The organism is Paraburkholderia hiiakae, assembly GCF_904848665.1.
Lineage (GTDB): Bacteria > Pseudomonadota > Gammaproteobacteria > Burkholderiales > Burkholderiaceae > Paraburkholderia > Paraburkholderia hiiakae.
The window spans coordinates 53,374-72,692 of the sequence record NZ_CAJHCQ010000002.1 but is presented as its reverse complement, the minus strand read 5'-3'; the positions used below and the strand labels follow the sequence as shown (position 1 = coordinate 72,692).

General features: G+C 64.0%; 18 protein-coding genes. 13 read left to right on the top strand and 5 right to left on the bottom strand.

Features of this window, described 5'->3' with window-relative positions; translation table 11 throughout:
• Positions 1-178 precede the first annotated feature (178 nt).
• From JMY28_RS04245 to JMY28_RS04230, 4 genes are all read left to right on the top strand, one after another.
• Positions 179-1,291: a BMP family ABC transporter substrate-binding protein gene (locus JMY28_RS04245; RefSeq protein ID WP_201694662.1), complete on the top strand. Its 1,113-nt coding sequence runs from the start codon at positions 179-181 to the stop codon at positions 1,289-1,291.
• A 26-nt stretch (positions 1,292-1,317) separates the two neighbouring features.
• Entirely contained in the window at positions 1,318-1,854 is a 537-nt protein-coding gene (locus JMY28_RS04240) for a nucleoside deaminase (protein WP_201694661.1), read from the top strand.
• A 355-nt stretch (positions 1,855-2,209) separates the two neighbouring features.
• Positions 2,210-2,977 carry a ParA family protein gene (locus tag JMY28_RS04235; protein ID WP_201694660.1) on the top strand — a complete coding sequence of 256 codons (768 nt, stop codon included), beginning with the start codon at positions 2,210-2,212 and terminating at the stop codon, positions 2,975-2,977.
• 101 nt (positions 2,978-3,078) lie between these two features.
• Complete coding sequence (locus tag JMY28_RS04230) at positions 3,079-4,434, top strand: tryptophan leader peptide (protein WP_236596686.1); 1,356 nt, start codon at positions 3,079-3,081, stop codon at positions 4,432-4,434.
• A 34-nt stretch (positions 4,435-4,468) separates the two neighbouring features.
• Here the strand turns inward: JMY28_RS04230 and JMY28_RS04225 are convergent, their stop codons facing one another.
• Both JMY28_RS04225 and JMY28_RS04220 read right to left on the bottom strand, forming a co-directional pair.
• The gene (locus tag JMY28_RS04225) at positions 4,469-5,230 is read right to left on the bottom strand and encodes an ABC transporter permease (protein WP_201694659.1); all 762 of its coding nucleotides are present in this window, start codon (positions 5,228-5,230) and stop codon (positions 4,469-4,471) included.
• Positions 5,227-6,231 (bottom strand): ABC transporter ATP-binding protein, encoded by a 1,005-nt coding sequence (locus tag JMY28_RS04220; RefSeq protein ID WP_201694658.1) that lies wholly within the window; start codon positions 6,229-6,231, stop codon positions 5,227-5,229. Before JMY28_RS04220 ends, JMY28_RS04225 begins: the two co-directional genes overlap by 4 nt.
• 164 nt (positions 6,232-6,395) lie before the next feature.
• Between JMY28_RS04220 and JMY28_RS04215 the strand changes: the two genes are divergently transcribed.
• From JMY28_RS04215 to JMY28_RS04185, 7 genes are all read left to right on the top strand, one after another.
• Positions 6,396-7,157, top strand: coding sequence for an IclR family transcriptional regulator (locus tag JMY28_RS04215; RefSeq protein ID WP_201694657.1), 762 nt, complete (start codon positions 6,396-6,398; stop codon positions 7,155-7,157).
• Positions 7,158-7,226: 69 nt separating this feature from the next.
• Positions 7,227-7,982, top strand: coding sequence for a transporter substrate-binding domain-containing protein (locus JMY28_RS04210; RefSeq protein ID WP_201694656.1), 756 nt, complete (start codon positions 7,227-7,229; stop codon positions 7,980-7,982).
• 17 nt (positions 7,983-7,999) lie between these two features.
• Positions 8,000-8,668: an amino acid ABC transporter permease gene (locus tag JMY28_RS04205; protein WP_201694655.1), complete on the top strand. Its 669-nt coding sequence runs from the start codon at positions 8,000-8,002 to the stop codon at positions 8,666-8,668.
• The gene (locus JMY28_RS04200; protein WP_328809369.1) at positions 8,665-9,432 is read left to right on the top strand and encodes an amino acid ABC transporter ATP-binding protein; all 768 of its coding nucleotides are present in this window, start codon (positions 8,665-8,667) and stop codon (positions 9,430-9,432) included. Before JMY28_RS04205 ends, JMY28_RS04200 begins: the two co-directional genes overlap by 4 nt.
• A gap of 3 nt (positions 9,433-9,435) precedes the next feature.
• Positions 9,436-10,827, top strand: a complete 1,392-nt coding sequence (locus tag JMY28_RS04195) for a formimidoylglutamate deiminase (protein WP_201694654.1) — start codon at positions 9,436-9,438, stop codon at positions 10,825-10,827.
• 27 nt (positions 10,828-10,854) lie between these two features.
• Positions 10,855-11,664, top strand: coding sequence for an N-formylglutamate deformylase (gene hutG / locus JMY28_RS04190; RefSeq protein WP_201694653.1), 810 nt, complete (start codon positions 10,855-10,857; stop codon positions 11,662-11,664).
• A gap of 166 nt (positions 11,665-11,830) precedes the next feature.
• A complete protein-coding gene (locus JMY28_RS04185) occupies positions 11,831-12,634 on the top strand; it encodes a transporter substrate-binding domain-containing protein (RefSeq protein ID WP_201694652.1) in 804 nt (267 codons plus the stop codon).
• A gap of 84 nt (positions 12,635-12,718) precedes the next feature.
• Here JMY28_RS04185 and JMY28_RS04180 read toward each other — a convergent pair whose 3' ends face one another.
• From JMY28_RS04180 to JMY28_RS04170, 3 genes are read right to left on the bottom strand one after another with little or no spacing between them, the layout of a single operon-like run.
• Complete coding sequence (locus tag JMY28_RS04180; protein ID WP_201694651.1) at positions 12,719-14,053, bottom strand: c-type cytochrome; 1,335 nt, start codon at positions 14,051-14,053, stop codon at positions 12,719-12,721.
• A gap of 11 nt (positions 14,054-14,064) precedes the next feature.
• Complete coding sequence (locus JMY28_RS04175) at positions 14,065-16,329, bottom strand: xanthine dehydrogenase family protein molybdopterin-binding subunit (RefSeq protein WP_201694650.1); 2,265 nt, start codon at positions 16,327-16,329, stop codon at positions 14,065-14,067.
• 1 nt (position 16,330) lies between these two features.
• Complete coding sequence (locus JMY28_RS04170) at positions 16,331-16,786, bottom strand: (2Fe-2S)-binding protein (RefSeq protein ID WP_201694649.1); 456 nt, start codon at positions 16,784-16,786, stop codon at positions 16,331-16,333.
• Positions 16,787-17,289: 503 nt separating this feature from the next.
• Between JMY28_RS04170 and JMY28_RS04165 the strand changes: the two genes are divergently transcribed.
• Together JMY28_RS04165 and JMY28_RS04160 are read left to right on the top strand one after the other, a co-directional pair.
• Positions 17,290-17,526, top strand: a complete 237-nt coding sequence (locus JMY28_RS04165) for a hypothetical protein (RefSeq protein WP_201694648.1) — start codon at positions 17,290-17,292, stop codon at positions 17,524-17,526.
• Between the two features lie 5 nt (positions 17,527-17,531).
• Positions 17,532-19,286 (top strand): MOSC and FAD-binding oxidoreductase domain-containing protein, encoded by a 1,755-nt coding sequence (locus tag JMY28_RS04160; RefSeq protein WP_201694647.1) that lies wholly within the window; start codon positions 17,532-17,534, stop codon positions 19,284-19,286.
• Positions 19,287-19,319 lie beyond the last annotated feature (33 nt).

Genomic DNA, 19,319 nt, shown 5'->3' with positions numbered 1-19,319 from the left:
GCCCTGGACGTTTGCGTGCTTCAACGACGCGTCGCTGTTATATCGATTCCGTTATTCATCACATAATGAATCGTAATTTCGGCCTTAATTTTGATTTACCACTATCTTTGCTAACGCGACCTAAGTCGGCGGACTACCGCCGCGCCGCGTCCTTCCCATTCCCTGTTTCGGAGACTTCATGGCAACAAAACTCGCTTGCGCGGCGGTGCGCTCACTGCGCCTCGTGGCTACAGTATTCGCCACGCTTGGCGCCTGTGCCGCGGTGAGCCCCGCGGCCACCGCCGCGGCCCCGATGGGCGTCGCGTTCGTCTACCTCGGCAATCCCGGCGACGCAGGCTGGACCTATGCGCACGAACAGGGCGTGAAGGCGATCGAAGCGAAGTTCGGCGACAAGATCAAGGTCACGCGCGTGGAGAACGTGCCCGAATCGGCCGATTCTGAGCGCGTGTTTCGGGACCTCGCGAGCAAGGGCAACAAGATTATCGTCGGCTCGAGTTTCGGCTTTCAGGACTTCGAACTGAAGACCGCAAAAGATTATCCCGATGTTGTATTCGAGCATGCGACGGGCTACAAGAAGGCCACGAACTTCGCAACCTATGACGTGCGCACGTACCAGAGCGCGTATCTCGCCGGGCTCGTTGGCGGCTATACGACGAAGACGAATACGCTTGGCTTCGTCGCCTCGGTGCCGGTGCCGGAAGTGGTGCGCAACATCAACGCCTTCACAATGGGCGCGCGCTCGGTCAATCCGGACGCGAAGGTCAAGGTCATATGGATCAATAGCTGGTTCGATCCGGGTAAGGAAAAGCAGGCGGCCGAAACGCTGATCGGCCAGGGCGCGGACGTGCTGATCCAGAACACCGATTCGACGGCGACGATGCAGACCGCCGAGCAAAAGAAAGTGCACGCGTTCGGTTGGGACTCCGATATGAAGAAGTTCGGCCCGAACGCCCAATTGGGCGCATGCGTGAGCTACTGGGGGGTGTATTACTCTCACCTGGTAGAACAGGTGCAAGCGGGCACGTGGACCAACACGCCAACGTGGTGGGGTCTCAAGGAAAAAGCCATCGACCTCGCCGACATCAACACGGCAACCGTATCGCCTGCCGTGCAAAAAGCGCTCGCGCAAAAGCGCGACGACATCATTGCTGGCAAGTTTGATCCGTTCGCGGGACCGATCAAGGATCAGAGCGGCGCGATCAAGGTGGCCGCGGGCGCGTCGCTGCCGGACGCCGAGTTGCTGCGGCTGAACTGGTTCGTACAGGGCGTGGACGGCGCGTTGCCGAAGTAACACCGCTAACAAGGAGGAGACACACTTTGAGCCTGACCATTTCCCCGCCGCAGAACGCAGCGGCGTTTCCTGAGCAAGGGCTGGCGCCGACGCGCGAACAGATCGTCCGCCATTTGCGTCACGCAAGCCTGGTCGCGGAACGCGCGACGCTGTTGGGTCATCACCCGTTTGGCGCCATTCTCGTCGGGCCCGATCAGGAGTCGGTTCTCATCGAACAGGGCAATGTCGATACCGTCAATCATGCGGAAGCGGTGCTTGCACGCACCGCCGCGCTCAACTTTACGCCGCAATACTTGTGGGGTTGCACGCTCTATACGACGGTCGAGCCGTGTTGCATGTGCGCGGGCACGGCCTATTGGGCGAACATTGGGCGCGTGGTTTTCGGCATGACGGAAGAGCGACTGCTGCAAGCCACGGGCAATCACGCGGAGAATCCGACGATGAGTGTGTCGTCGCGGTATGTCTTCGACCATTGCCAGAAGCGCGTTGACCTGATCGGCCCGGTGGCCGAGGTCGAGGAAGAAGTGATGCAGGTGCAGCGCAGGTTTTGGGGACACATTTGAGCGGAGTCTTCGGGTCGTAATGACACGTAATCACACAAAAGCACGCGGTAAGTCCATCTGACCTATCCTTAACGCACCGGCTTACGTTTGAACAGGAGGAAAGCAAATGAAAGCTCGACGCGTTTTTGCAGCCCTGTTGGCTGTTTCGCTTGTCCTGGCGCTTCCGGCAACCGCGAGTTACGCATGCGACGGCAGTGGTTATAACCAACCAAACGGCACGGGAAAATGAAGTGGTCATGTAATTAGCCGCTCGCCGAGAAAACCGCCACCAAAAAACTTTTTTGCACCGCCGCATCGGGTATGCTGAGCCCCATCCGTCTCATTGTGAATTGACGAGAAACAGGGGAGCGAAGACATGCGGCGTGTGGTGTTCAATCAGAAGGGTGGCGTAGGCAAGTCAACGATCGTTTGTAATCTCGCAGCAATCAGCGCGAATGAGGGGCAGCGTACGCTCGTCATCGACCTCGACGCGCAGGCAAATTCGAGCCAGTACCTGCTCGGGGCCGCTTCCACCAATGCAAAGCCCAACGTCGCCGACTTCTTCGAAACCGCGCTGACCTTCAGCTTCAAGCCCATCGACGTCACGTCGTTCATTCATTCGACGCCCTTCGAGAATCTGGACGTGATGCCCGCGCATCCCGATCTCGACACGCTGCACGGCAAGCTCGAGTCGCGCTACAAGATCTACAAGCTGCGCGACGCGCTCAAAGAGCTCGACATGTACGATGCGATCTACATCGACACGCCGCCTGCGCTGAACTTCTACACGCGCTCCGCGCTCATCGCGGTCGAGCGCTGCCTCATTCCATTCGACTGCGACGACTTCTCGCGCCGCGCGCTCTACACGCTGCTCGAGAACGTGAAGGAGATTCAGCAGGATCACAATGCCGCGCTCACGGTTGAAGGCATCGTCATCAACCAGTTTCAGCCGCGCGCGAGCCTGCCGCAGAAGCTTGTCGATGAACTCGTGGATGAAGGGTTGCCGGTGCTGTCGTCGCGGCTGTCGTCGTCGGTGAAGATTCGCGAATCCCATCAACAGGCCAAGCCCGTCGTTCACCTCGATCCGGCGCACAAACTCACGCGCGAATTTGTCGCGCTACATCACGAATTGAGCGGGGCTTGAAGGGCAACAGCGGACATCACCGGTTTACGCCCTCGGCGGAGTGTGCAAGTATCGCTCGCAGCGAGTAGCACCGATGCTCTTGCTCTCTAGCGAGGTGCAGAATGGACTGGAGGTTCTGGAAAACAGAGAAGCGCCAGGAAGAAGCGCGCAACTGGCCCACCGATACGCATGAATCGATACGCCAACTCCTGAGCATGTATCAGGGCGTTGGCACACCGCCGTTCGCGAACTGGGCTGCGCCCGGCATCGCGTTCACACCCGAAGTCGAAACCACCGCTCAAAATGGGGTCAAGGGCTATCAGCTCGCCCTTTGGTTCTGGCTGTTTGCCGAGAAGCACGGCAGCATCGCGGCGAGAATGGCGCGCGAAACGTTTTGCCTGCTTGCCGACGCCGCGCAGCCGTCGTCGGGAGACGCGATCGACACGCTCCTCGACGAGGAAAACCGCCTTGCGCATGCTGTCGAGACCATTTCCGCCAATCAGCGCACGTTCACACTGGAAGGCGTGAGCGTCGAACTGCCGATGGAATTCTTTCTCGCCACCGGCACGCTGAGGCTTCGGCCCGAGTCGCCTTATGCGGGGGATGCGGGCGTCTTACTGCAAGGCAACGACTACAAGCTGGCGGACTGCTTTCGCCACGCCACCGACGAAGCGCTGTCTGTTTTCCGGCCGATGATCCAGGCGGTCGAATTCGACGCGAAATCGCTGCCCAACTGGAAATGGAGCGCCCGGCCGGGTGCGGCGGAGCGACATCTACAGCGGCGCTACAGCAATCCACTTTTCCCTTTGCATCGGCAGATGGTGACGGCCCACGACGTTCATGAAGCGCGGCTCGCCGATAACCAGGCGCTGCAAGATATTCGCAACGAACTCAATGAAGTGCGCCGCGCGTTTTTCGAAAAACCGGAATTGCCGTTGAACTGGCTGGCGTACCTCGAAAGCTATCGGGACGAAGCAGACCGGCTCGAAGAACGCCGCCTCGTAGCGGGCGGGCAAAACGCTGCGCTCGGCGAAGCGATAGCGGCGCTGCGTGCCGATATCCTTGCGCCGTGGCGCGCCGAGATTCAGAAAAGCCGCCACAGCCTCGCCACGCTCGAGCAGGACGAAGCGCGCAGAGCCGAACGACGCGCACTGCTGTACGGATGCGACTGGACCGCGCAACTGCTGAGTCACGGCTCGCTGATCCCACCGGAGGAAGTCGTTCCCGCGCTGCTGAGCGAATCACCGCCTGAGTTGGAGCGGGCGGTGACCGGTCTGCAGTCGGAGCCGCGTTTGCACGAGACGCTGGCTCACTGCCGCGCCGTTGGGCATCGGCTCGTGAATGAGCTTCGCGCCGCCGGTCACAGTTTTCCCGATATGACCGACAAGCTTCGTATTCTGGACGGCTCGTTTGGCGGCCCGTTGAACCGCCCCGAAAACGGCCCGCTCGACAGCGCACCGGGGCAGGTGCCGGCCTGAAGTTCGAGGCGTTCGGCCGGCTGATTCGCTAACGTCAGGTTTTCAGCCGGTAGCCCGTCTTGAAGATCCACGCGGTGATCGCGAGGAACACCGCGAGAAAGGCAGCCGTCATGCCGAGACTCACGCCAACGTCGACGTCCGCGAGCCCGTAGAAGCTCCAGCGAAAACCGCTGATGAGATAGACGATCGGGTTGAACAGCGTGATCACCTTCCATGCGGTCGGCAGCATGTCGACCGAGTAGAAGGCGCCGCCGAGGAACGTCAACGGTGTGATGATCAGGAGCGGCACGATTTGCAGTTTCTCGAAGTTGTCCGCCCAAATGCCGATGATGAAGCCGAGCAAGCTGAACGTGACCGCCGTCAGCAGCAGAAACAGCGCCATCCACACGGGATGCTGGATCTGAATTGGCACGAAGAGCGCCGCTGTCGCGAGGATGATGAGCCCGAGCACGACCGACTTGGTCGCCGCCGCGCCGACATAGCTGATCACGATTTCGAGGTAGGACACGGGCGCCGAGAGCAGTTCGTAAATCGTGCCCGTGAAGCGCGGGAAGTAGATGCCGAACGACGCGTTCGAAATGCTCTGCGAAAGGAGCGACAGCATGATGAGGCCCGGCACGATGAACGCGCCGTAACTGACACCATTCACTTCCTTGATGCGCGAACCGATCGCGGAGCCGAATACGATGAAATAGAGCGAGGTCGAAATAACCGGCGCGACAATGCTCTGCATCAGCGTGCGCCGTGTGCGCGCCATTTCGAACCGGTAGATGGCGCGAATTGCGTAGTGGTTCATCGTGAGGTTACCTGTCCTTTTACCTGTCCTTTGCCGTCTTCCGCGACCGCAGGTGCAGCGAATGGCGAAGCGGCCGGCGGGTCTTTATGGACGAGACTCACGAAGATGTCCTCCAGCGAACTCTGGCTCGTTTTCAGGTCCGTGAAGCCGATGCCGGCGTCGTTCAGGTTTCTGAGCAGCGTAATGATGTCGTTGCGTTCGTTTTCGCTGTCGTAGGTATAGGTCAGCTCGGTGCCGCCGTCGGCCAGCTCCAGCCCCCAGGCGGCGAGTCCTTCCGGAATGGCGCTCAACGGGGCTTCGAGTTGCAACGTCAGTTGCTTGCGGCCCAGCTTGCGCATGAGCACGTCCTTGCGCTCGACGAGCATGATTTTGCCCGCGTTGATGACGCCGATGCGGTCGGCCATCTCTTCGGCCTCGTCGATGTAGTGGGTCGTCAGGATGATCGTCACGCCGTTTGCCTTGAGCCCGCGCACGAGTTCCCACATGTCGCGGCGCAGTTCGACGTCCACACCCGCAGTCGGTTCGTCGAGAAACAGCACCTGCGGCTCGTGCGCAAGCGCCTTTGCGATCAGCACGCGGCGCTTCATCCCGCCCGAGAGCGTCATGATCTTGTTGTTGCGCTTCTCCCACAGCGACAGGTCGCGCAGTACGCGCTCGACATACGCGGGGTTGGCCGGTTTGCCGAACAGGCCGCGGCTAAACGAGACGGTGCCCCAAACTGTTTCGAACGCGTCGGTCGTCAGCTCCTGCGGCACGAGGCCGATCAGTGAGCGCGCGGCGCGGTAGTCGGCGAGGATATCGTGACCGGCTACGCGCACGCTGCCTTCGCTCGCATTGACGATGCCGCAGATGATGCTGATCAGCGTCGTCTTGCCCGCGCCATTCGGCCCCAACAGTGCGAAGATTTCGCCCCGCTGGATGTCGAGGTTGACGTTCGTGAGCGCCCGGAGTCCCGATGCATAGACTTTCGAGAGATTCTCGATGGAGAGGATCGTTTGCATGTGCGTGACATTACCAGAAGCGGGTAAAAGACATCGCGCTCACCCACGCGGGACATCTCCAGGGAAAACCCTCTCACATCTTTCCCATTCGATGGGAATCCTATTTTTGATTTCCGGGAGTGGCGTGGCATGCTGACTGCATCCATTCAGCCTCCGTCCTCCAGGTGAAACAGGAACCCGGTGTTACTGGCGCAGAGCGCCTGCTACTGGTGCTTTCGGCACTCGCGAGCCGCGGCAAGGCGATGTCCGCGAAGGACATGCTCGCGGCAACGGGTCTCGCGCAGAGCACACTCTACCGCCAGGTCGCCGTGCTCAAGCGCTGGGGCTTCGTGACCGAAGACGCCGGCTACTACGCGCCGGGCCCCATCAGTCTGCAGCTTGCGCTCGGTTTCGACGTCAATTCGCTGCTCGTCGAATCGAGCCGTGAAGGCATGCTTCAACTCGCGCGGACCTCGCAGGAGAGCGTCGGACTCGTCGTTGCGGTGAACGATCAGGTGGTCTGCCTCGAAATGATCGAAAGCACGCATTCGCTGCGCTGCTCGTTCGAGAAGGGGCGCGCGGTGGCGCTCAAGGCCGGAGCGTCGGCCAAGTCATTGCTCGCGTTCATGCACGAAAAGGCGCGGGGCGAGGCGCTCGATCGCATCTTCGCCGGCGACGCAAAGGGCCGCGCCGCGATCGAAGCGGAGCTGGAACAGATTCGCGCACGCGGCTACGCGGTCAGCGAAAGCGAAGTCGACCCCGGCGTATGGGGCGTGAGCGCGCCTGTGTTCCGGCGCGTGGCGCGCGGCGCGAACGCGAACGCGTCGATCACCTTGATGGCGCCGTCGTCGCGCGTGGCGGGCCGGGAGTTGCAACTCGCCGACTGGACCTTGCGCACCGCGCACGCCATTTCCGAGCGCCTGCAAACCCGCCTGCAAACCGATTGATTGCAACGACAGAAGCCAGCGCCCGAAGCCAAAACGCAGCGTCCCGACAAACCACACAGGAGTCCAACCATGAAACTGCATAAACTGCTGTCTGCCACCTGCGTCGCATTCGCGATGTTCGCCGCCGCCGCTCCCGGCACTGCGAGCGCGCAAGCGCAGAACGTCCTCCAGGTCGCGACCGATGCGACGTTCCCGCCGATGGAGTTCACGGAAAACGGCCAGCGCACTGGCTTCGACGTCGACCTCATGAACGCGCTCGCCAAGGCCATGGGCAAGCAGGTCCAGTGGACCGACATCGACTTCAAGGGGCTGATTCCGGGGCTCATCGCGCACCGCTTCGACGCCGCGATCTCCGGCATCTACATCACGCCTGAACGCAGCCAGGTGGTGGACTTCACGCAGCCGTATTTCGCGGGCGGCCTCGTCGCGCTCGTGAAGGCCGACTCGCCGATCAAGACGCTCGCCGATCTCGACGGCAAGAAGGTCTCAGTGCAGGTCGGGACGAAGTCGGTGAACTTCCTGCGCGACAACTACCCGAAGGTCACGCGCGTCGAGGTCGAGAAGAACCAGGAAATGTTCGACCTGGTCGGCATTGGCCGCGCCGACGCCGCCATCACCGGCAAGCCCGCCGCGTATCAGTTCGCGCGTACGCGCCCAGGATTTCGCGTGCTCGATACGGAGCTGACGAAGGAGGCCTATGGCATCGCGGTGCGCAAGGACGAACCGCAACTGCGCGATTCGCTCAACGCCGCGCTTGCGAAGATCAAGGCGGACGGCACCTACGCCCAGATCGTGAACAAGTGGTTCGGCTCGGGTTCGAAGTGACGCGGCGGATCTGATCCATGCAACTCGACTTCTCTCCGGCGATTGCCGGTTGGGCCGATATCGCACACGGCGCGCTGGTCACGGTTGAAGTGACCGCCGCGGCGCTCGTGCTCAGCTGCATGCTCGGCCTTCTGATCGGCATCGGCCGGCTCGCGCCGCAACGACGGCTCATTTACGGCTTCTGCACCGGCTACCTCGTCTTTTTTCGCGGTACGCCGCTGCTCGTGCAGTTGTTCCTGCTGTTCTTCGGGCTGCCGCAGTTCAACATTCTGCTGCCGGCGTTCGTCTGCGGCATGTTAGGGCTCGGACTCTATTCGGCGGCCTATGTCTCGGAGATCGTGCGCGGCGCGATCCAGTCCGTCGATCGCGGGCAGATGGAAGCCGCGCGTTCGATCGGCATGTCGGCGGGGCAGGCCATGCGCGCGATCATCCTTCCGCAGGCCGTCGTTCGCATGATTCCGCCGCTCGGCAACGAATTCATCGCGCTCATCAAGAATTCCGCGCTGGTCTCGCTGCTGACGATCGACGACCTCATGCATGAAGGCCAGAAGATCATCAGCGTTTCGTATCGTTCGCTGGAGGTGTACCTCGTGATTGCGCTCGTCTACCTCGTGCTCACGCAGACCACCAACTATGCGCTGCATCGCGTCGAGCGCCGCTTGCGCGCAGGAGGCATGGTGCAATGAGCGCGCAACCGGATCCGATCGTCAGCATTCGCGGACTCAAGAAGTCGTTTGGCTCGCACCTCGTGCTCAATGGCATCGACTTCGATATTCAGCCGCAGCAGGTGGTCGTCGTGATCGGCCCGAGCGGTTCGGGCAAAAGCACGTTCCTGCGTTGCTGCAACGGGCTCGAGCAGCCCGAGGGCGGCACGGTCGATATCTGCGGTCATCGCCTCGTGGAGAACGGCGCGATGCTCAAGGAGCGCGCGCTCAATACGCTGCGGACTGAAGTCGGCATGGTGTTCCAGTCGTTCAACCTGTTTCCGCACCTTTCGGTGTTGCACAACATCACGGTTGGGCCGCGCATGTTGCGCGGCGCTTCGAAGCCGCAGGCCGAGTCTGCCGCGCTTGCCCTGCTCGAGAAAGTCGGGCTCGCGCACAAGGCGCATGTGATGCCGGCGAGCCTTTCGGGCGGGCAGAAGCAGCGTGTCGCCATTGCGCGCGCGCTCGCCATGCAGCCGCGCGTGATGCTGTTCGACGAGCCGACTTCGGCGCTCGACCCGGAGCTGGTTGGCGAGGTGCTGCAGGTCATGAAGCTGCTGGCTTCCGAGGGCATGACCATGGTGGTCGTCACCCACGAGATGGGCTTCGCGAAGGAAGTGGCCGATGTCGTGGTGGTGATGGACGGCGGTGAGATCGTCGAGGCAGGGCCGCCGTCGACGATCTTTACCGCGCCGGCGCAGCCGCGCACGCGTAGCTTCCTGCAAGCGGTGTTGTCGCGGGCATGAGCTATGACGAACACGCTCTTCGCAGACCACGCGTACCTGCCCGGCGGCTGGCGCCGCAACGTGCTGCTCGAATGGGACGCAACGGGCACGCTGCGCGGTGTGACACCCGATCTCGCGCAAGCGCCGAAGGGCGTCGCGTATGCGGCGGGTCCGCTCATGCCTGGCATGCCTAATCTTCATTCGCACGCGTTCCAGCGCGCGATGGCGGGCCTCACCGAATATCGCGCGAATCCCACCGACAGCTTCTGGAGCTGGCGCGACCTGATGTACCGGTTCGCTGCACGCATCACGCCTGATGATCTTGCCGCGGTCGCGAGCTGGCTCTACGTCGAAATGCTCAAAGCGGGCTACACGTCCGTCTGCGAGTTCCACTACGTGCATCACGCGCAGGACGGCCAGCGTTATACGAGCCCCGCTGAACTGGCGCAGCGTGTGGTGAAGGCCGCAGAGGGGAGCGGCATTGGCATGACCATGCTGCCGGTGCTTTACCAGTACAGCGGCTTTGGCGAGCAAGCGCCGCGCGACGACCAGCGGCGCTTCATCAACACGCCCGACCAGTTGCTCGCCATCGTTGAATCAATGCGACGCTTTCAGCCGGAACACGGGGCATTGCGCTATGGCGTAGCGCCCCATTCGCTGCGCGCGGTTTCGCAGGACTCGTTACGCGTGCTGCTAGAAGGACTCGATGCCGTGTTGCCACACGCGCCCGTGCATATCCACATCGCCGAGCAGACAGCCGAAGTGGACGCGTGCCTCGCAGCCGAGGGCGCGCGGCCCCTGCGATGGCTGCTCGATCGCTTCGACGTGAACGCGCGATGGTGTCTCGTGCATGCGACTCACGTCGACATGAACGAGACGCTGGCGCTCGCGAAGAGCGGCGCAGTGGCGGGCTTGTGCCTCACGACGGAGGCGAATCTCGGCGACGGCATCTTCCCGGCCCGCGACTACCTGGCGGCGCAGGGCGCTTTCGGCATCGGCTCCGATAGCCATATCGGCGTGGACTGGCGCGCCGAACTGCGCCTGCTCGAATACGGGCAGCGGCTCACGCGGCGCGAACGCAACGTGCTCGCGTCGCCCGAGACCGCGCAGGTCGCCGACCGACTGTTCGACGCGGCGCTCGCTGGCGGCGCGCGCGCCACAGGACGCGCGGTGGGCGCATTGCAGGAGGGCGCCCGCGCCGACTGGCTCGTGCTCGACGCACAGCATCCGAGCCTCACGCAGCAGCATCCGCAAACCTGGCTTTCCTCAGTCGTGTTCTGCGAGCACGGCGAGACGCCCGTGCGCGACGTGTATGTGAGCGGCGAGCAAGTCGTCGCGCAGCGGCGCCACCGCGACGAAACGCGCCTGTACGCCGACTATCGCAAGGCGCTGCACCATCTCCTCGCCGACGCCTGAGTGCCCGGCCAACCGAACGGAGCCCACATGACCGACCTCTTTTTGCTCGAACGCGGCACGGCGCCGCTACTGATCTCGATTCCCCACCTCGGCACGCAGATACCCGAGCCACTGCGCGACGCCTATACGGATATCGCGCTCACGGTCGCCGATACCGACTGGCATCTCGACCGGCTCTATGCGTTTGCGAAGTCATTGGGCGCGACGATACTCGGTGCGCGCGTGTCTCGCTATGTGATCGACCTGAACCGGCCGCCCAATGACGAAAGCCTGTATCCGGGGCAGACGACGACTTCGCTGTGCCCGACCGAAACGTTTCGCGGCGAGGCGCTCTATCGCGAGGGCCGTGTGCCTGACGCGCATGAGCGGCAAAGCCGCGTCGCCACGTACTGGCAGCCGTATCACGATGCGCTGCGCGCCGAGCTGCAGCGCCTGCGCGCGCAGCACGCCAACGTGCTGCTGTGGGAAGCGCACTCGATTGCGAGCGTGCTGCCACGGCTATTCGACGGCAAGCTGCCCGATCTGAACATCGGCACGCAGGACGGACGCACGGCGGCGCCCGCGGTCCAGGCGGCGGTCGAGCGCGCGGCATCTGCGAGCGACTTCACGTGGATCGCGAACGGCCGTTTCAAGGGCGGCTACAACACGCGTCATTACGGCGCGCCACAGGACGGCGTGCATGCCGTGCAACTCGAAATGTGCCAGTCGACGTACATGAGCGAGGCAGCGCCCTTCGACTACGTGCCGACGCTCGCGCAGAAAGTCGAGCCGGTGGTGCGCGAGATGGTGGGCGGCGCGTTAGAGGCGGTGAAGGCGATAAATGCCTCGGCGGGCTGATGGCACCCCGTGCAGCGTTTCGCGCCGCTTTAGCGCGGGAAAGTACTCAGTTGTGCGGGCTACGATCGCGCTGCCGATCGTAGTATTCTCTAGCGACGCGGCCTCGGGGGGCGCTGATGTGCCATCGCGAAGCAGTCCAGACATCCAGATAAAGAGGGGAAGTTGAATGAAGTTGACGAAGCTCCTGTTCACTAGCGCGCTTGCCGTATCGGCACTGGGATTTACCGCCATTTCCGCCCATGCGGAAGATCTGCTCGATTCCGTCAAACAGGCCGGGGTGCTCAAGATCGGTCTCGAAGGCACCTATCCCCCGTTCGATTCCCGTGACAGCAAGGGCGATCTCGTCGGCTTCGACGTGGACGTCGCGAAGGCCGTGGCGGCCAAGCTTGGGGTCAAGCCCGAGTTCATTCCCACCGAATGGAGCGGCATTATCGCGGCGCTGCAGGCCGGCAAGTTCGACGTGATCGTCAATCAGGTGACCATCACGCCGCAACGCCAGCAGGCGCTCGACTTCAGTCAGCCGTACACGTATTCGGCGGCCCAGCTCATTCAGCGCTCCGACGACAAGCGCGAGTTCAAGACGCTCGAAGAATTCAAGGGCGACAAGAAGCTCGGCGTGACGCTCGGCACCAACTATGACCAGATGGCGCGCGCCGTGCCGGGCATCAACGTGCAAACGTATCCCGGCGCGCCCGAGAAGCTGCGCGACCTGGCCACGAAGCGCATCGACGCGACGATGGACGACCGCCTGATGCTGCCGTACATCATCAAGACGTCGAATCTGCCGCTGCGTCCGGGCGCCGTGGTGCCGGGCGCCGATCAGGAAATGGCCATTCCGTTCCGCAAGGGCAATCCGAAGTTCGAGAAGGCGATCAACGACGCGCTCACCTCGCTCAAGCAGGACGGCACGCTCAAGAAGATCTCCATGCAGTGGTTCGGTCAGGACGTGACGCAGCCGCTCGCTCACTAACGCTACCGGCGCTTTGCTACAAGCGCCTTGCGACAATCGCGCCGGCCGCTTTCATGGCCGGCGCGATTGTTTCAACACTCCTTCCTACCGTGCAGCCTGCGTCCTCGTGCGCATCTTCGCCACCTCCGCCGCGCCCACCCCGCCTGCCTTGTTGTTCCACCCCGCACGCACGAACGTGAGCACGTCGGCGATCTGCTTGTCGCTTAGGACATCTGCGTAAGCGGGCATGGGGTATGGCGCGGGCATGCCCTGGATCACGAGATCGCCGGTGCCGTTGAGCGTGACGTTGATGAGCGACGACGCGTCCTTCTCCAGCACATTCGGATTGCCCGCGAGCGGCGCGAACATCGGCGCGAAGCCGCGCCCGTCGGCGCCGTGGCAGTGCATGCAATACGCCGTGTAGACGCGCGCGCCCGCATCGTTTGCCGGGCGCGAGAGCGATACCTTCGTCGCCTGCGCGTCATACGCATACGCCGGTCCGCCATCGCCGCCCTTCGCCGGCAGCGACTTCAGGTAGGCCGCGATCGCGTTGACGTCCGCGTCGTTCATCGCCTGGGTGCTCTTGTTGACCACATCGGTCATCGCGCCGAACGCCGAGGCGTGCTGGTTCGCGCCTGTCTTCAGGAACTGCGCGAGGTCCGCTTCGCTCCAGCGCCCGAGGCCCGTGTTGTGTTCCCCCGTCAGGTTCGAGGCGAACCAGCCGTCGAGCGCGGCGCCCGTGAGCCAGGCGTCGCCGCTTTCGTCGAACGCCTTCTCGTTGAAACCGATGCCGCGCGGCGTGTGGCAGGAGCCGCAATGGCCGAGACCCTGCACGAGGTACGCGCCGCGGTTCCATGCTGCGTCCTTGCCCGCTTTGTCCTGGTAGGCCCCCTTCTCGAGAAAGACGGCGTTCCAGATCTTGAGCGGCCAGCGCATGTTCATCGGCCACTTGATGTCGGCGGCGCGGTTGCTCTGCTTGACGGGTTGCACGCCCTGCATGAAGTACGCGTAGAGCGCGGCAACGTCTTCGTCGCGGACCTTCGCATACGAGGGATAAGGCATCGCCGGATAGAGGTTGTGGCCGTCTTTCGCGACGCCCTCGCGCATGGCGCGCGCGAAGTCCGCCTGCGTGTAGCCGCCAATGCCGGTGTCCGGGTCGGGCGTGATGTTGGTCGTGTAGATGCGTCCGAGCGGTGTGTTCATCGGCAGGCCGCCCGCAAACGGCTTGCCGTGCGGCGCCGTGTGGCATGCCGCGCAGTCGCCCACGGCGGCGAGATACGCGCCGCGCTGGATCGTGGCGGCGTCCGCCGCGAGGGCGGGGCGCCCGCTCACGCAGGCGAGCGTCGCGGCGGCCGCGAGGGCAAGCGCGAGCTTTGCGCCGTCGCCGCCAGCGCGGCGCAGGCCGCGGGCCCGTTGGGATGCTTCGATCGTTGTCGTCATGGTTCGCTCCCTCACGCCGATTGCGCGGACGCGCTCGCGTTCACGAGCTGGCGGCCCACGGGCAAATGCCGCAGACGCTTTCCGGTGGCCGCATAGATCGCATTCGCCACGGCCGGAATGACCGCCGAGGTGCCGGGTTCGCCGATCCCGCCGGGCGCTTCGGTGCTTTTCACCATATGGACTTCGATCACCGGCATCTGGTCGATGCGCATGATCCGGTAGTCGGTGAAGTTGGTTTGCGTGACGCGTCCGCGCTCGATGGTGATTTCCCCCCACAACGCGGCGGTGATGCCGAACACGATGCCGCCCTGGATCTGCGCCTCGATGGTCTCGGGATTCACGGCCATGCCGCAATCCACGGCGCACACCACGCGGTTCACGCGCACCTCGCCGTCGTCCACGGTGACGTCCGCGACCATGCTGAGGAAGCTGCCGAACGCGTGCATCACCGAAACGCCGCGCCCCTGGCCCTTCGGCATGGGCGGACCCCAGTTCGCGGCGCGTGTGGCTACGTCGAGCACGCCCAGCGCGCGCGGCGACTTGCCGAGCAGATTACGGCGGTAGGTGACCGGATCGGTTTTCGCGGCCACGGCCAGTTCGTCGACGAAGCTCTCCACCACGAACGTGCCGCGCGTCGGTCCCACGCCGCGCCAGAACGCGGTGGGCACCGCATGCGGCTCCTCGCGCACGTATTCGATCAACTGGTTCGGCAGGTCGTAGGGCAGGTCGGCGGCGACTTCCACGGCGTCGGGGTCCACGCCGTGCTGGAAGGCGGGTGGCGCAAAACGCGCCATGATCGAAGAACCCGAAATGCGGTGCTGCCAGGCCACGGGTTTGCCGTTCGCGTCGAGTCCGGCCGAGATGCGATCGTAGTAGTACGGCCGGTACATGTCGTGCTGAATGTCCTCCTCGCGCGTGTAGAACACTTTCACCGGCACATTGAGCTGCTTGCCGATCTTGAGCGCCTGGGTGATCGCATCGACTTCGAGCCGTCGCCCAAAGCCGCCGCCGAGCAGGTGATTGTGCAGCGTGATCTGCTCGGGCTTGAGGCCGGTGACAGCCACGGCCGCGTCCACGGCGCGCGTGGGCACCTGAGTGCCCACCCAGATTTCGCAGCCGTCGGGCTGCACGTGGACCGTGCAGTTGATCGGCTCCATCGTTGCGTGCGCAAGGAACGGCTGCTGATAAACCGCATCGATGCGCGTTTTTGCGGTGCCGAACCCCTGCTGCACGTCGCCATCCTTGCGTGCGACGGCGCCCTCGCGTTGCGAGGCGCTCGCGAGATCGGCGACGATCTGCTGCATGGAAACGCTCGCGCCCGCGCCTTCGTTCCATTCGACGACGAGCGCCGCCGCGCCTCGCTTCGCGGCCCACGTGTGCGCGCCGATCACGGCCACGGCGTTGTCGATCTTCACGATCTGCGTGACGCCGGGAACCTGCAACGCGCGCGTGTCGTCGACCTTTGCGAGCGTGCCGCCGAACACGGGGCAGTTCACGATGGCGGCGTAGACCATGCCGGGCAGGCGCACGTCGAGGCCGAAGAGCGCCGAGCCGTCCACTTTCTCCGGCGAGTCGAGGCGCCTGGTGGGCTTGCCGACCAGCGTGAAGTCTTTCGGGTCCTTGAGCGCCACCTTCTGCGGCACGGGCAGGTGCGCGGCCGCATCGACGAGTTGGCCATAGGCGATGCGCCGCCCGCTCGCGTCGTGCAGCACCTCGCCCGCCCTGGCGTGGCAACTGGCCGGATCGACTTGCCACTGCTGCGCCGCGGCCTGAATCAGAACGGTGCGCGCGGCAGCGCCCGCTTCGCGCATGGGCTGCCAGGCAAAGCGAATCGACGTCGAGCCGCCTGTGAGCTGGCCGCCCAGCAGCGGGTCGCTGAAGAGCTGCGCATTGGGCGGCGCGTGATCGATCGTCACGCTGTCGAGCGGCACTTCGAGTTCTTCCGCGATCAGCATGGGAATCGAGGTGTAGACGCCTTGCCCCATCTCCACCTTCGGGACGATGAGCGTGACCTTGCCCGAGCGGTCGATCTGCACGAACGCGTTCGGCTCGAACACGCCGTCTTGCGGGGCTTCGTTGCCATCGCCGCCAACGATTGACTTGCGCGTCTGGCTGTCGCCCTGTGCGCCCGCGGAAAAGCTGATGCCGAGCAGCAGCCCGCCGCCCGCTGCCGCGCCGAGTTTGAGAAAAGTGCGGCGCGAGAATTGGCCGCTTGGGGTGTGTTGCGGCTTGCGTTGCGGCATGCCGTTCTGCGCATCGAGGAGACCCTGTGACATGTCAGGCCTCCTTCGCAGCTTGCTTGATGGCGGCGCGAATCCGCGCATAGGTGCCACAGCGGCAGATGTTGCCCGCCATCGCGGCGTCGATGTCCGCGTCGCTCGGGTTCGGATTCGCGGCGATGAGCGCCGCCGCCGACATCACCTGCCCCGATTGACAGTAGCCGCACTGCACGACGTCGATCTCGCGCCAGGCCTTCTGCACCTTCTGCCCCGCAGGCGTGGCGCCGATAGCCTCGATGGTCGTGATCTTGCGGTCTGCTACGGCCGCCACGGGCAGCACGCACGAGCGCGCCGCTTCGCCGTCGAGATGCACCGTGCATGCGCCACACTGTGCAATGCCGCAGCCAAACTTCGTGCCGGTGAGGCCGACAATGTCGCGCAGGACCCAGAGCAGCGGCATGTCGGGCGGCGCGTCGACCGTATGAGTTTCTCCGTTGATGGTTAGCGTCGTCATGGAGCGGCTCTCCGAGAGTGGGGATTTGTCGTTCTTGATCGTGCAATCGAGGTGTCCGCGCGCCGGCTGTTCCGCTTTGCCCGCCTAATGTGCGGGGCAAAGTGCAGGCCCGTGGACACGGCCTTTCGACAACCGCTCGAGTGTAGCGCCGCCCTTAAATGCGTGCAGAAAACGCACCGCTGGTGTACGGAGTGGCGCACGGTAGCCGTTCGCCAAAGCCGAAGGCATTGCGGATGCCGTGTCGCGGGGCCCAAGGTGTCGATAGTCCCCGATGCGCTGGCGGCCCTCGGGAGGGCATCATTTATCCGATTAATGATGCCGCGGCGCTCTCCCGCGAGGCCGCTTAAACTAGGCTGACTTTGTGCCGCGCGTCAGTTGACGGGTGCGGCGCACGCTTTGTCTGCCTCATCATTCGTCCAGGAAGATCGGCCCGAGTTGTGGAGAGCGCGTTGATGCGGTGTCCGCGATTCCGGCTGGTCGACCTTGACGGCGGGAGCACAGCAATGGGACTGTCGTGGCAACAAGGTCCGCTTTCGACGGGCGCAATTGGCCGGTTTCTCATACCCGAGCCGCTGCCGAAGCGACTGTTGTGCGCCGAGGCGCTGCGCCGGCCAATGCGCGTGCGCTTCGTCGGCAAATGGATCACCGACCTCGGGACCACATCGTGGTTCGCCGTTTGCGCGGGCGATCGGAACGCGCGGCGCGGTGCGTGGCAGCACACCGGCCTGCCTGAGCGGTGACGGCCATGGCGCGACTGCTATCGGTGAATGTCGGACTACCGCGCGACATCGAATGGAAAGGCCGCACGGTACATACCGGGATCTGGAAAGACCCCGTGCGGGGCCGATGCCGCGCCGGGCGGCTGAACCTCGACGGCGACGGTCAAGGCGATCTGGCGGGGCACGGCGGCGAGCAGCGGGCCGTATTCGTCTACCAGATCGAATCGTCGCGCTACTGGCAGGCGGAATTGAAGAGGAACGACCTGGCCTACGGACAGTTCGGCGAAAACTTCACCATCGAAGGATTACCCGATTCTGAAGTCTGCATCGGCGACCGCTATCGGATCGGCGACGCGCTGTTCGAGGTGACGCAGCCCCGCGTCACCTGCTATCGCGTCGGCATCCGCATGAACGAACCCCAGATGGCCGCCATGCTGACATCGAGCGGACGACCCGGCTTCTACTTGCGCGTCCTCCAGGAAGGGGAGGTGGGCGCAGGCGACGAGATTGTGAAGGTCGGCGGGGCCAGCGAGCGCATGAGCGTCGCGCAGGTCAATGCGCTGCTTTACTCGGCTCACCATCCGCGCGATCAACTGGAGCGCGCGTTGCGGATCGAGGCGCTGTCGCCAGGCTGGCGACGGTCATTCGAGGCGCTCTTGAAGAGCAGCGCGAAGGGAGGAAATGCCGGGCTCGTGCCCGCAGCGGCATCGCATCCCGTCGCACCGGGTTTCCGGCCACTTACCGTAACGGCGATCGAGCCGGAATCCGCCGACGTGCTCTCGCTCAGCTTCAAAAGCGCGGATGGACAGCCGTTGCAACCCGCTCTGCCGGGCCAATACGTCGTGTTGCGTCTGCAGCGAACGGTGGGCGGCCAGCCGCTTTTCCGCAGCTATTCGATATCAGGCGGGCGTTCGCCGCAAAGCTACCGCATCAGCGTGAAGATCGAGCGGAATGGTGCGGCCGGGACTTACCTCAGGCAACACGCGCGGGTGGGCGACACGATCGACGTTAGCGCACCGCGCGGCAGCTTCGTTTTACAGCCGGGCGACTCTCCCGTGGTGCTGCTCAGCGCGGGCATCGGCGCGACGCCGGTTCTTGCGATGCTGCACGCGCTGTCGTCGGCGCGCTCGACGCGGCAGGTCTTGTGGCTGCACGCGGCGCACGACGGACAGCATCATCCGTTCGCCGCCGAAGCGCGCCGTCTGATGTCCACGCTTGCAAACGGGCGCGCCTACGTCTGCTATAGCACACCGGACACGCGCGACCGCCGGGGCGTGGATTTCGACGCGACGGGCCACCTGTCGCAAGCGGTCCTGAACGAGGCCGGCGTGACGCGCGACGCGGACATCTATCTCTGCGGACCCACGCACTTCATGGACGACATGAAAGCGGCGCTCGCCGGCCTGAGCGTCACGCGGGAACGGATTCACGCCGAGTTCTTCAACGGCGGCGAGTCGCGCAACCCGGGCATCGTCGGGGCGCTCAGGCGTAGTCCGCATCTGCCGAAAGACGACGCGAACACGGGGCCGCTGGTGTCGTTCGCGCGCAGCGGCATCGCCGCGCACTGGAATCCGTCTGTCTACCCGAGCATTCTCGAACTGGCGGAAGCCTGCGACGTTCCCGTGCGCTGGGCGTGCCGCACGGGTGTCTGCCACAACTGCGAAAGCGGACTGGTGTCGGGCGAGGTGGCGTACCGGCCGCAGCCGCTAGACCAACCCGCCGAAGGCAACCTGCTCGTCTGCTGCTCGCAACCGGTTCGCGACATCGTCGTCGATCTGTAACCGGGACGCGATTGCCGCGCAGAGCCGTCACGC

Coding starts and splice junctions, on each gene's coding strand:
- JMY28_RS04195 (WP_201694654.1), top strand. CDS start 9,436: ATGACGAACACGCTCTTCGCAGACCACGCGTACCTGCCCGGCGGCTGG.
- JMY28_RS04220 (WP_201694658.1), bottom strand. CDS start 6,231: ATGCAAACGATCCTCTCCATCGAGAATCTCTCGAAAGTCTATGCATCG.
- JMY28_RS04200 (WP_328809369.1), top strand. CDS start 8,665: ATGAGCGCGCAACCGGATCCGATCGTCAGCATTCGCGGACTCAAGAAG.
- JMY28_RS04245 (WP_201694662.1), top strand. CDS start 179: ATGGCAACAAAACTCGCTTGCGCGGCGGTGCGCTCACTGCGCCTCGTG.
- JMY28_RS04185 (WP_201694652.1), top strand. CDS start 11,831: ATGAAGTTGACGAAGCTCCTGTTCACTAGCGCGCTTGCCGTATCGGCA.
- JMY28_RS04160 (WP_201694647.1), top strand. CDS start 17,532: ATGGCGCGACTGCTATCGGTGAATGTCGGACTACCGCGCGACATCGAA.
- JMY28_RS04180 (WP_201694651.1), bottom strand. CDS start 14,053: ATGACGACAACGATCGAAGCATCCCAACGGGCCCGCGGCCTGCGCCGC.
- hutG (WP_201694653.1), top strand. CDS start 10,855: ATGACCGACCTCTTTTTGCTCGAACGCGGCACGGCGCCGCTACTGATC.
- JMY28_RS04205 (WP_201694655.1), top strand. CDS start 8,000: ATGCAACTCGACTTCTCTCCGGCGATTGCCGGTTGGGCCGATATCGCA.
- JMY28_RS04230 (WP_236596686.1), top strand. CDS start 3,079: ATGGACTGGAGGTTCTGGAAAACAGAGAAGCGCCAGGAAGAAGCGCGC.
- JMY28_RS04165 (WP_201694648.1), top strand. CDS start 17,290: ATGGGACTGTCGTGGCAACAAGGTCCGCTTTCGACGGGCGCAATTGGC.
- JMY28_RS04175 (WP_201694650.1), bottom strand. CDS start 16,329: ATGTCACAGGGTCTCCTCGATGCGCAGAACGGCATGCCGCAACGCAAG.
- JMY28_RS04210 (WP_201694656.1), top strand. CDS start 7,227: ATGAAACTGCATAAACTGCTGTCTGCCACCTGCGTCGCATTCGCGATG.
- JMY28_RS04235 (WP_201694660.1), top strand. CDS start 2,210: ATGCGGCGTGTGGTGTTCAATCAGAAGGGTGGCGTAGGCAAGTCAACG.
- JMY28_RS04225 (WP_201694659.1), bottom strand. CDS start 5,230: ATGAACCACTACGCAATTCGCGCCATCTACCGGTTCGAAATGGCGCGC.
- JMY28_RS04170 (WP_201694649.1), bottom strand. CDS start 16,786: ATGACGACGCTAACCATCAACGGAGAAACTCATACGGTCGACGCGCCG.